Origin of the sequence: Candidatus Chloroploca sp. Khr17 (assembly GCF_004138165.1) — a bacterium.
GTDB lineage: Bacteria > Chloroflexota > Chloroflexia > Chloroflexales > Chloroflexaceae > Chloroploca.
This window is the reverse complement of sequence record NZ_RYFF01000001.1, coordinates 361,773-374,455: the sequence shown is the minus strand read 5'-3', so window position 1 is coordinate 374,455 and position 12,683 is coordinate 361,773. Positions and strand designations below refer to the sequence as shown.

7 protein-coding genes and 1 pseudogene are annotated in these 12,683 nt (G+C 62.7%); all 8 read left to right on the top strand.

Translation table 11 applies throughout. The annotated features are described in order from the left end of the window. Positions 1-330, top strand: a pseudogene (locus tag EKD05_RS01465) (ATP-binding protein); the annotation flags it as partial. 928 nt (positions 331-1,258) lie between these two features. After that, entirely contained in the window at positions 1,259-4,342 is a 3,084-nt protein-coding gene (locus EKD05_RS01460) for a tetratricopeptide repeat protein (RefSeq protein ID WP_129670508.1), read from the top strand. Next, positions 4,339-4,971 (top strand): response regulator transcription factor, encoded by a 633-nt coding sequence (locus EKD05_RS01455; RefSeq protein WP_205703837.1) that lies wholly within the window; start codon positions 4,339-4,341, stop codon positions 4,969-4,971. Before EKD05_RS01460 ends, EKD05_RS01455 begins: the two co-directional genes overlap by 4 nt. A 415-nt stretch (positions 4,972-5,386) precedes the next feature. Beyond that, positions 5,387-7,468: a S41 family peptidase gene (locus EKD05_RS01450; RefSeq protein ID WP_165360535.1), complete on the top strand. Its 2,082-nt coding sequence runs from the start codon at positions 5,387-5,389 to the stop codon at positions 7,466-7,468. 133 nt (positions 7,469-7,601) lie between these two features. Beyond that, positions 7,602-9,893, top strand: a complete 2,292-nt coding sequence (locus tag EKD05_RS01445; protein ID WP_129670506.1) for a S9 family peptidase — start codon at positions 7,602-7,604, stop codon at positions 9,891-9,893. Between the two features lie 171 nt (positions 9,894-10,064). Then, positions 10,065-10,988, top strand: a complete 924-nt coding sequence (locus EKD05_RS01440; protein WP_129670505.1) for a hypothetical protein — start codon at positions 10,065-10,067, stop codon at positions 10,986-10,988. 141 nt (positions 10,989-11,129) lie between these two features. Then, positions 11,130-11,594, top strand: coding sequence for an META domain-containing protein (locus tag EKD05_RS01435; RefSeq protein WP_129670504.1), 465 nt, complete (start codon positions 11,130-11,132; stop codon positions 11,592-11,594). A 94-nt stretch (positions 11,595-11,688) separates the two neighbouring features. After that, a complete protein-coding gene (locus tag EKD05_RS01430) occupies positions 11,689-12,678 on the top strand; it encodes a carboxylesterase (RefSeq protein WP_129670503.1) in 990 nt (329 codons plus the stop codon). Positions 12,679-12,683 lie beyond the last annotated feature (5 nt).

Genomic DNA, 12,683 nt, shown 5'->3' with positions numbered 1-12,683 from the left:
ATGGCGTTCTTGCACCGCGTGGTCAACGGCAACGGCTCGCTCGACCGCGAATACGCGATCGGCACGCGGCGCATGGACCTCTGCCTGCGCTACGGTGGCCCGCAGCCCGTCACGATGGGCATGGAACTCAAGGTCTGGCGCGACGGCGAGCACGACCCACGCGACGAGGGGCTGGCGCAACTCGACCTGTACCTGGCCGGGCTCGGGCTCGAGCGCGGCTGGCTGGTCATCTTCGACCGCCGCAGCGGCCTGCCACCCATTGCCCAGCGCACCACGGTGGAAGCGGCCACCTCGCCGCAGGGACGTACGATCGCCGTCGTCCGGGCCTAAGTGGTGTGGAACGTACGTTGTCTGATGATTTGACGCAAAGGCGCAAAGACGGTTGCGCCCGGCAACGGGCATCGCATGCGGCACCCTGCCACCGGCATCGCGTCCGCCCGGCTTCCCCGTACCGCAAATAAAGGGAAGGGCACTACGACCACCGGCTTCCCCGTGTGCCCGATCATCCCGCAGTTCAACCAGCAGCGCGAACCATTTCCTGAAAAACCATAAGCCCTCGGCTCCGGGTCGCGAAGGCCACCTGCGCGGCCTCATCCAGCCGGCGAAGGCCAGCTTCGCCGACGGTAGCCGAGCCGTTGACACGGCGACGGCGACCCCCGGAGATCTGACGTTGCGCATGCCCTGTGGGCGACTGGCAGGGCGATTGCCTCTTCCGTGTATGCACCCCGCAAGGGCACCCGCAAGGGCACCCGCAAGGGGTGCCCGTACACCGGATTCGGCCCCGGCCCTGTGGGGGCACCCCTTTCAAAGGGTTTCACCTGTTCAGGCACGTGCGTTCCCGTGCGGTTCACCGCCGTGGGCAAACCTGCCAGGTGTGCGCCGGGACACCGCTCCGTTCCCTCCAGGATCGCGGCGGCGCACACCTGGCAGGTTTCCCGCACCGCCACCGGGATGCGGCACGACGCAGCCGCCCGCCACCCAGACGCCTTCCTGGGCCGCAGGGCGGTTTGATGACGCCATCTGGTGAAACCCTTTGAGGGGGCACCCCTTGCGGGTGCCCTGATAGAGCGTATTTTTGTATCCGGTTTCGTATAATGCACCAGACCTGGGGCGGCTGGCATCCGTGGTTGCTGAACATGATGCATGTGGTATGATGAAAGGCATACACAAAATAGATTATTATAGTCCTATGTGGTTCGTGTGAGCATCCGCTCGTATGAAGAGCAGTTGCGCCTATCGTGACGGATAAGCTGGCACCATGACACCATCGCAGACAGTCGATGAGCTGGAGCGTGCGCTTGTCGAGGCTGATGGAGACGCGATCAGCCGGATCGATCTGCTGAATACCCTGGCGTGGGAGTTGAGCGATTGTGATGCAAGCCGTGCGATGAAGCTCGCGGAGGCAGCGTATGCCCTGGCTGACTCTCCAGCGCCCGATGGTCGTACCTACGAGCGTGGCAAGGCCTATAGCCTACGAACGCAGGGCTATCTTGACATGCGCTCTGGTGCGTACCCGCGCGGCATAGAGCGGTTGCTCCGTGCCCAGATGCTCTTTGAGGCCTTGCGTCTCGAAGAGAACCTGTCGGTTGACGATGGGCTGTGCGATGTATTCGATGGGATCGCCGGCATTTACGGCCAGATGGGTGACTGGTCCGAGTGCCTTGCTTACAGTTACAAGATGCTCGCGCTTGCCGAGCCAAATGGCGACCTCAGGCGTAGCGCCAATGCCAGAAATAACCTGGCTCATGTTTTTATCGAGAGTGGTGACAGCAGCATGGCGGTCAGCCTGTTGCAAGAGAATGCCGATCTAGCGGCCAAGATCGGATATCCCCGCATTGAAGCAATCTCATACTTGAATCTGGCGAATGTAGCGTTTCTTGCTGGCGACCTGCCAGGCGCACTCGAATATGCGCTTCAGGGGTTGCGCGTCGTACGAGCGGCCGAGTTTGCGACGTTTGAAGCGTATGCCCTGGATTTTCTTGGCAAGATTCGGCTGAAGCTCGGCGACCATGCGGCTGGCCTCGCCTACCTGCAGCAGGCCTTGAGCGTGTCGCGCAGGATCGGCTCGCAGGTGACCGAGGCCTTGAATCTGCTCACACTGGGCCAGGCCTCTTGCGAGATCGGCCAATGTGAGCAGGCGCTCGACTACCTTTGGCAGAGTGTCGCCATCGCTGAGGCGATCCAGGCGAAGCCTGAATTGCTTGCCGCCCACCTTGCCCTCTCTGAATTGTATGAGCGCCAGGGTGATTTAGGCAGGGCTCTTGCGCATCATAAGCAGTACCATGCGTTGAAGGAGCTTGTTGCTGGTGAGAAGGCCGATCGTCGTTTGAAAGTCCTGCAGGTGATCCATGATACCGAGGCGGCCAAACGTGAAGCCAGTGCTTTACGGCTTCGCGCCGATGAACTCCAGTACGAGATTGGTGAGCGCAAGTTGGCCGAGACGCATTTGCAGCGCCAACTCGCGACAATGCGGGCGCTCTCGGCATTCTCGGCGGTGCTGCTCACGCCTGCCACGGGTGAGGTTGCGCGTCGGCAATTGCTTGGCCTTGCCCTTGCGCAACTTCTCGAGCCGGCACAGGCAAGCAGGGCGTCGCTGCACCCCAATGTCGCTGATCCGGTGCTGGGCCTCTGCTCGAGCGCTTTTGCTCACGCTGGAGCGCCCGGTATCGGGATCGTTCACGACGAGACGATGAGCTTTGTGCGCACCATTCGCCCGTATCTTGCAAGTGCGCCGTATTACGAGGCCGAGGGCACCACCCTCTTGCCATGGTCGCTTGCGCCAGCCGAGGTAGCACAGAAGCTGGCTGCTGGCGTCCCTATTGGCGGATTGACGCAGGAGGTGTATGCTGATAGCCCTCTCTGGCGCGACTACCAACGGTGTCTAGGAGGCCATTGTTCGTTCCAACTCTTCCCGGTTCGCATCGGCGAGCAGTGGTGGGGCTGCATCAAGGTCACCGACGAGCGGAGCGAGCGCATCTGGAGCGAAGAGGCGATGCTGCTACTCAGCGCCGCTGCCGAGATGCTCGCGAGCACGATCCAGCGTTGGCAGGCCGAAGATCAACTGCATTGGCTGAACAATCAGTTGGAGGAGCAGGTTGGTCAGCGCACCGCCGAGTTGAGCACGACCGTCGAACTTCTGCGCCGCGAGGTGCATGAGCGTGAGCGAGCCGAGGCAGCGATACAGCAGATGGTGGTGACCCTCGATCAGCGCCTTGCCGCCCGCACGGCTGAGGTAGCGACCTTTTTCGACCTTACGCTGCTGGCTGGTCAGGCAGTTTTGCTTTCCGACGTGTTTGATCAAGTGCTGCCCCGCATCATCGAAGTCACGCGCAGCGACGCGATCTCGATCCATTTGCTTGACGAGAGCCAGACCAACTTGCACCTTGCCGGGCAACTCAACCTCACGGCAGAGCTTCCACCAACGACCAAGCTTGAGCACCTGCCGCGCCACTTTCAACGCTGGATTGCGCAGCCAAATGACCCGCTGTTGACAACCAATCTCAGTGAGCACCCTACGCTCTTGCCGGTCTTTTATGCCAGTGGCATGAGAACCTACCTGGGTGCACAGATACGAGTGGGGCCGCGCATTGAGGGCGTGTTGAGTTGTTATCGCACAGCTGATTGCGGTTATGGCCTTGATGAGGTAGCCCTGGTGACAGCCCTTGCCGAGCAGATTGGCATGATGCGAGCGACCCAGCAGCTACGCCAAAGCGCCCAGGCACTGGCGGTCGTAGAGGAGCGCCAGCGCCTGGCGCGCGATCTTCACGATGCGGTCACGCAGTCACTCTACAGCGTGGCGCTCTTTGCCCAGGCTGGGCGCGAGGCGGCGGATGATGGCGATAACGTGCGCGTGGAACAGATCCTGAGCGATCTGAAACGTGCGACGCTGCTCGCCCTACGCGAAATGCGCCTGCTGCTCTACGAGCTCCGCCCAGCTGACCTGCAACAAGAGGGCCTGCTCCGGGCGCTACAGTTGCGCTTGAACACCGTCGAGCGGCGTGTGGGCCTACAACTCACGGTCGAGATTGACACCCTGCTCGACATAGCTCCCCGTCAAGAAGTCGAACTCTACTATATCATTGTCGAGGCGCTGAACAATGTGCTCAAGCATGCTGCCGCGACGGCTGTAAGCCTCAGCCTTCGCCAGGTTGACGGGTGGATACATGTGTTGATCAGCGATGACGGACAGGGCTTTGATGTCCAGCAGACAAGCGGAGGCCTAGGGCTGCGGAACATCCGTGAGCGCGTCGCCCGGCTATCCGGTGAGCTACGTATCATCAGTACACCGGGGAGCGGCACCCGGCTAGAGCTTGCGATCCCGTACCAGATGGAGGCCCTATGACCGCGCTGATCCGTGTGCTGATTGCCGACGATCACCACATTGTCCGTCAGGGACTGGCGGCTATGCTGGTGGCGCGGAACCAAATGCAGATTGTTGGCGAGGCCAGAACCGGTCGCGAGGCGGTTGCCTTGGCGCGCACACTCGCCCCCGACGTGATTGTGATGGATATGTTAATGCCAGAGATGGACGGCCTCGAGGCGATTGTGCTGATCAAACAGGAGAACCCGGAAGCAAAGATCCTTGTTCTAGCCAGTTTTGGTGAGAGCGCACGGGTAGCTGCGGCGATGCACGCTGGTGCCATGGGCTATATGCTGAAGGACTCAGAGCCCGAGGAACTGGTGCGGGCCATTCGCAGCGTGTACCAGGGCAACCTTGTGCTGACCCGTGAACTAGCGGTCACCTTGTTGCGTCCGGCGCCAACCACACCTCACCTCGAACAGTTTACCGAGCGCGAGCTTGACGTGCTTCGCTTGTTGGTGGAGGGCAAGCCAAACAAAGTGATCGCTGAACAGTTGAGCATCAGCGTCGCCACGGTACGTGCGCACGTCAGCAACATTCTGCTAAAACTACAGGTTGACAACCGGACGCAGGCGGCCGTCGTGGCGCGTGAGCATCTGTTTCGGTTGTAGCCGCACAGATTTCCCCAACCGGAGCCAAAACGCGACCGTGCGCAGCGAAGGGGCGAAGCACCAGCCCCCTGCCTAGGGCGATTGCATCTTGCGTGTAGGCACCCCGCCAGGGCACCCGCAAGGGGTGCCCGTACACCGGATCCGGCCCCCGGCCGGTAGGGGCACCCCTTGCGGGTGCCCTGATAGCGCGTCTTGTTGTCTCCGGTTTCGTATGATGCAATCGCCCCGTCCCCCTGCGGCACCCCAAAGCTGCACCGTGTGCGCGGGCGAGTGCTTCGCCCCTACGGCCCCCTACATATGTAGGGGGTCATTTGTTTGCCCAAGCCCTAGCACTCTGTCGCTAGTATGCGGCGGTGGGATCTGAAATAATGGTTATCTAGCTTGCCAAAGAGTCTTTATGAAGGAAAGTCTTGTGATGATGCAACGACGAATCATATGGTTTGTTGTGCTTGCGCTGCTGCTTAGCGCTTGCACAAACAGCACGCTCGTGCTAGAAACCACGCCCAGCCCCGAGGCAGCCGCGCCCACACAGGCCGCCAATGCGCCGACCATAGTACCTACACCTGCCAGTACCTCAGGGCTGACGCCAGCCACGATCACCGCCGACGAGGGCGGCCCGGTGACGATTGAAGGCGCAATGAGCTACACCAACGCGCAGATCGCCGATTTCTATACGCTGCCGGTGCCGCTGCTCTTCAACATCTCGCGTGAATTAGTCAACGATTTTGGCAAGGGCATCGACAACTCTGGCCAGGTTCTCGGTGTGATGACCAGTCCGATCGCACCCTCGCCCGCCAGCTATCGTGTTAGCCTACCGATCGCACCCGCCGGCCCGACGGTCGACCTCGATAACAATGGCCGCGATGATGGCGGCGTGCAGGTCTACTCTATGCTCGTATCGATCGTGCTCGTCGGCGACTCGTATGTCTCGGCCTACGAGCGTGGCGGCTACGAGTCGCTCGTGACCGACCCGCTCACCCAAGCGGCACGCGAGGGCACGCTGCTGGTCTATGCCCCCGATGCCGACCAGGGCTTCCCCGCAGGATCTGGCCCTGACGCGGTCTACTTTACCGCCGACGATCCGACTGTCGGTCTGCCTGCTGGCTACACTCTGGCGACCCTGGGATCCGATGGCACAGTAAGCTTCGCACGCCCGCGCCTCGGGCGCATAGACGTGCGCGAGTCGGCCGCTAATGAACTAGTCAGCTTCGCCGACCAGGGCCTGGCCGAGGGCTTTAACTCGCTGATCGATCATCTGAGCATACACTACGCCTACACCGAATTGCGCGCGCTCGATTGGGAGGAGATCCGCCAGCGCTATCTACCACGGATCGAGGCCGCCGATGCGGCGAACGACGTTGGCGACTATCTGCTCGCGCTGAATGCACTGGCTTTCGAGTTGCGGGACTTTCACGTCGGGGTTACTGGCATGGGCATTTCTCCGGAGATCGCCGCAGCGGCGAACCAGAAGAATAGCCTCGCGTTCAACACCAACGCGGGTGTCGGCGTCAAGACCCTCTCTGACGGGCGGGTGATCGTCTACTATGTCGACCCGGCTGGGCCAGCGGCGGCGGCTGGGTGGGTATTTGGCACCGAGATCATCAGTGTTCAGGGTCAGCCAATCAACGACTGGATCGACGGGCTTACGCTGCGCGAGACCGCAGCGACCCCACAGAAGATTCGCTCCTCCAAGGAGTTTTACACCTTCCTGGGGCCGTCTGACACCATCTTCAGCGTCGAGTATCGCCAACCGGGTGAGGCCGAGACGCGCAGCGTCAGTCTGACAACGGGTGCATACGTGCCTGGCACCGTGCTCCACACATACCCAACGGAAAGCATAAGCTCCGATCTGGTCGGGGATCGCTACGGCTACATCCAGTGGCGCCACTTCGACAATCTGCGCTATACGATCGCCTTCTGGGAGAACTTTCTGGCCCAGATCAAGAGTTTGCCGGGAATAATTATCGATATGCGCGGCAACGGCGGTGGCAGCGTCAGCCTCGCCAGCACGATGAGCTCGTATCTGTACGCCCCCGACGCGCCGGCCAGACTGTCCTGGTACGACACCTACATCTACGACGAGCAGCAAGGCTTATTCGTACTGCGCGCCGACCCCGATTATCCCAGCAGTTCGCTGCGCCCCGACCTCACCTACACCGGAAAAGTGGTGGTGCTGATCGACGATCGGACGGGCAGTTCTGGCGAGTATTTCTCACAGGATCTGCAGTTCCACGAACGGGCCTTGATTGTAGGCGCGACGCCGAGCGCGGGCGGCGGCGGCAATCCCGAGACGATCCCGATGCCCGGTGGTCTTGGCTTCGCGTACACCAAGCAGCGCACCACCTGGCCCGACTCGCAGGAGCCGAACATCGAGGGGAGGGGTGTGCAGCCGGATCTGCTTGTGCCGATCACCGAGCAGTTCCTCGCAGCCCAGTTGGCAGGCGGCGACCCTCTGCTTGATGCAGCGATCGAGTTGCTAAACCAGGAGACCCAGTAGGGATCGATGCGGCGCATGTTTGTAGCGTGATGCCGTATGGAGCCGCAGGACAGGTAGGAACCGACCTGCGGCTTCCCGCCATGACCGAGTTCGTCAGCAACATGTACCTAATGGAGTAGCAAAGGAGAGACTGATGCATTTCAAGGCCCCACTGTTTGCTCTGTTCGCCCTGATCCTGCTTGTAACAACGAGCGCGCCAGCTCGCGCCCAGGGCGGCAACCCCACTGTGACCGACCTCGGCAACAACATCTATCTGGTGGACGGCACGCAGGCGCAGATCCCCAACCTGCTGCCCGCCGAAGAGGTGCAGAAGATCGCCACGTTGCAGCGCATCGCTCCGGGCGCCTTCTTCGTGATCCTCAGCCCAGTCAGCCCCGACGACCAGACCATCCTGGTGGCGACATCGAGCGGGTTTGGCTTCACGAACATTCGCGACGGAAAAACGGTACCGTTCCCGCAGGCACCAAACTACGCGCAGCTCTCCAACTGGTTCTGGCTCAACGACGAGACGCTCGCCTCATACGGCGTGACGCTCCCCGATCTTCAGCCGATCCTGTACGGAGCCGACCGGCGCACGGGCTTGGGCCAGGTGCTCGCGGCCGTGCCCGCTGGCTTCGGCTTCCCCGTGCTCGTCTCGGCGAACGGGCGCAAGGTGCTCTTTGCAGCACCGCCGCAGACCAGCCAGGCGCTGACCGCACCGGCACCGGGTGGCAGCGTACAGGCCGCCCCGCTGCCAACCGCGTTGAGCGTCGCCGCCCGGCTGCCGACTGGCTCGCGCGCCCGCGCCCTGGCCGACTTTGCGGCGCTGTTTAACCCGATCCCAGCGGGCGCGGTGGCCTCGGAGGTGTTCAATGTGAACACGCGCCTGACCGTCGTGGACACCGAGACCGGCGAGGCGCGCCCGGTCACCACGCTTCCGGCCGGCTCGGCACCCGGTGAGCTGAGTTTCAGCCAGGACGGTAGCAAGTTCGCCCTGACGGTGGAGCGGGGCGACGTTGACCCGGACCGCGGCTTTGACGGCGCCCGCATTTCGGAGTTCGGCTACCGCGACGCGACCGGCAACTTGCCCCCGGCGCAGAACCCCTGGCTGCAGGGCAACCAGTTGATCACGCTCGACTTCGCCAGCGGCGAGGTCAAGACCCTGCGCGCGGCCGACGGCGACGGCGCGATCTACCACGGCGTGAGCTGGAGCCCCGATAACCAGACGTTGGCGGTGACGATGCAGCAGCCGTCGCGACTGCTCGGCCGGCGCTACCCGGTGTACGCCTCCGCCAGTCGCTCCGGGTCTAGCCTGCGCCTCCTGGACAGCAACTTGCGCGAGATCCGTCGTGTTGATCGCATCGAGATATCCGACATTGATATGACCGCCAGCTTCGTCTCGCCGGACGAGTTGCTCATTCAGAGCCACTACCGCCTCAACGACCACCCGCACTACTACAACTGGCGCTCGGGCGAGCTGCGCACGATTGCCGACCGAGCCGGCACCTTCGCCGGTGTCACGCCGACGAACCGCTCCCGCGAGATCGTCTTTATGTACACCTCGTTCACTGATCCGGTCGATCTCTACCGCATGAAATGGGACGGCACCGCCTTTGCTCGGATCACCTGGCTCAACGAGGCGGCGCGCCAGTTCAGCCAGACGAAGCAACAGCCGGTCTCGTTCACTCTGGGCGATGGCTCGACCCACAGCGGTGTGCTGATCCTGCCCGCCGACGCGCCCTTCCCGCCGAAGAACCTGCCGATCATCGTCTGGCAGGAAGGTGGCCCGCGCACGCACGTCAAGAATCAGTGGCTCGCCCTTATCGAGAGCCCGTTTGGTCTGTTGCCGAACTTCGGCTTTGGGCTGCTGGTGGTGCCGCTCTACGGGCGCTACGGGATCGGCCCCGAGCGCTTCGAGGCCCTGTCCGACGGGGCGAACTTCGGGCAGATCGACATCGACGCGATGAACGAGATTGTCGGACAGATGCGGGCACGCGGCTGGGCGAGCAAGGTCGGCATCACCGGCTGCTCCTACGGCGGTTACTTCACCACCCAGAGCATCATACGCCATCCCACCACCTACAACGCCGCCCACACGATGTGTACAATCAGCGACGCAGTGACCGAATGGAGCCGCGGCTACGCCACCGCCATGCCAGTCTTACAGGGGCTTCCGCCGCAGGCGGCCCTGGCCGAGTACGCGCAGGACTCGCCGTCCTACAACGCCGACAAGGTGCGCACGCCGCTGCTGGCCTTCCACGGCACCGCTGACTTCTTGCCAGTCACCGTGATGGAGAACTTCATGCTCGAGGTCATCAACAACGGGGTGCCAGCCAAGTTGATGAAGTTCCAGGACGCCCCCCACGGCTTCGTCGCGATCCCGCCCTACGAGCTCTACGGTGCCCAGGAGCAGATCATCTGGTTCCGCACCTATTTGATGAGATGATGCAATAGGTGCCTCGAGCTTCGCGCGCTGCTGCTCAGGGAGCGATTATTAGGGGCGCGACCCTCGGATCTGCCGACATCACGATCACGACCGCATCACGGGGCGCTCGGGTTCGAGTGTCCCGTGACTGGCAGTCAGGCAAGAGAAAACAAGCGATGCAAGGAGAGATCGATGAAACTCAACGGCTCACTGCTCGCCCTGCTTGCCCTGATCCTACTGGTAACGACGAGTGCGCAAGCCCTCGCCCAGGGTCCCAACCCGGCTGTAACCCACCAGGGCAGCAACATCTATCTGGTGGACGGCACACAGGTGGCTATCCCAAACCTGCTGCCCGCCGACGAGGTGCGCAAGATCCGCGAGCTAGTCTTCAGCACGCCCGGCAGCTTGCACCGGGTGGTGAGCCCGGTCAGCCCTGACGACCAGACGGTGCTGGTGAAGGCTCAGACGACGAACTTCCTCAATGTGAATGACGGGAGCATCATCAGGTTCAACGTAGATCCCGGCTGGCAGCCGCTCTCGAACTACTTCTGGCTGAACAGCGACACCTTTGCTCAGTACGCGACCTACGCAGGTGACGGGAGCAGTATGCCGTACCTGGTCACCGGCGATCGCCGTAGCGGCGCCAGCGACGCGACCTCTGTTGGCCTTGAGGCCGGTTTCCCGGTGCTTGTGTCGCCTAATGGGCGCCGCGTGCTCTACGCCGAGTTGCCCGCTGCGGGCGACTCGGTCGCCCAGCGCGCCGCCCGCGCCAGCGCGATCATCGAACTGGCCCAGGCGTTTGACCCGCTCGCCCAGAGCGGGATCGGGGCGATCACCCTGTTCTCGAGCCTCGTGGTTCGCGACCGTGAGACGGGCGAGTCCCGGCCGGTGGTGACCCTCACGCCCGGAACACGCGTCGAGCACGCCGCCTTCAGCCAGGACGGCAGCATGTTCGCACTTACGGCCCAGCTCTTCCCCACAGACACCCGCAAGCCCTACGACGGCGCTCTCTTCTCAGATCTCTTCTACTTTGATGGGCCAGTAGCCGATAGTAATTTTTTCTTTTGCTGTTTTCTGCCAGCTTCGCTGGCACAAAACAGCAAAAGAAAAAGGTAGTAATAGCCGCAGAGGGTTGAGCGATTGCGCGACCAACGTAATGGGCCAACAGGCCCGCTATCCACAGGAGTTTCCCCATGGCAACCAAGACCGACTTCACGCCCGAGGAGTGGACGCAATGTGCGCGTAAGGATACCTACTATGTTTAACCGTCTGACTGGCATCCTGAGTATGATCGTGTTCGCCCTGCTCGTGTCTGCCTGCGGTGCTCAGACCGCGACGCCCACCGCCGCGCCCGCGCCGACCGCCGCCGCTGCGGCACCGACGCTCCAGGGGAAGACCTGGCAGTGGGTCTCGTACAACGGCCCGACCGAGGTCATTGTGACTATCAGCACTACGCCCGACTACACCCTCACCTTTAACGCCGACGGCAGCCTGGCGATCAAGGCCGACTGTAACCAGGCCGTCGGTACCTACGAGGCCGCAGACGGCGCACTGAGGATTACGCTCGGCCCGGTGACGGCGGCGGCATGCGGCGAGAACTCGCACAGCGAGAAGTTGCTCAAGCTTCTGCCGAGCGCGGCGCTCTACCGCTTCGACGGCAACGACCTGGTCATCGAGTTGATGGCCGACGGGGGCACGCTGGACTTCGTCCCGCTGCCGTAACGAACCGACTTTTGCGCAAGAACACTATCGACGATCGTGCTGGCCGACGCCTGCCTCTGACGCTCGTCTCTTATAGCCAGGCAAGTGAGGACAAATGATGCAAGAAAGAACACCACGATGGCGCCGGCTCACCCTGGCCGGTGGGGCCGGACTCGCCCTCGGCCTGGGTGTGGCGCTTGGCCTGCCCCCTCGCACCCGCCATCTGCGCTCAACCCCCAGGCCCACGACGACCTATGCCGCGGCCTTGGAGCGCTTCGAGGTGGTACGCGCCCGTGACAACAACGCCGTGCATCCGGCATGCCATTCGGCCCTGCTGCATCACGGCGGGCCGACCGACTCGGTGGTGCTGTTGCTGCATGGCCTGACCAACTGCCCGCTGCAGTTCGACGCCTTTGGCAAGCGGCTGCACGCTGCAGGCCACACGGTGCTCGTGCCGCGTCTGCCGCGCAACGGACTCGCCGACCGGCGTACGACCGCCCTTGCGGGGCTACGGGCCGACGAGTTAGCCGCTTTTGGCGACGAAACGATGGACATCGCCGTGGGCCTGGGCCGGCGCGTGACCGTCTTCGGCCTTTCGGCAGGCGGCCTGGTGGCGGCCTGGATCGCACAGCACCGCCCCGAGGCTGCCAGGGTAATCATTGCCGCGCCTTTCCTCGGGGTCAGTAGTTTTGCCGTGCCCTACCAGGCCATGATCCGTAACCTGCTCGTACGCATGCCCAACCTGATGCTGGAAGACAGCGCGAAGGAGCTGGCCGAGAAGCCCGCACACAACTACGTGCGCAAGTCCTCGCGTAGCCTGGGCGAGTTGATGCTGCTCGGCGAGGGGGTGCTGCGCGAGGCGCGGCACACGGCCCCCGCCGCGCCGGAGATCGTGCTGGTGAATAACCCCGCTGACTTTGTGATCAACCACCAGTTGGTGGATCTGCTCGGTCGGCGCTGGCGCAGTCACGGACGCACAACCGTCGACGAGTATGTCTTTCGCGTCGAGGATCAGTTGGGCCACGATATCATTGACCCGCTCCAGAAGACGGCCAAACCCGATCTGGTCTACCCGGTCTTACAGCACTTGATCGAGCGGAGGTAAGGCCT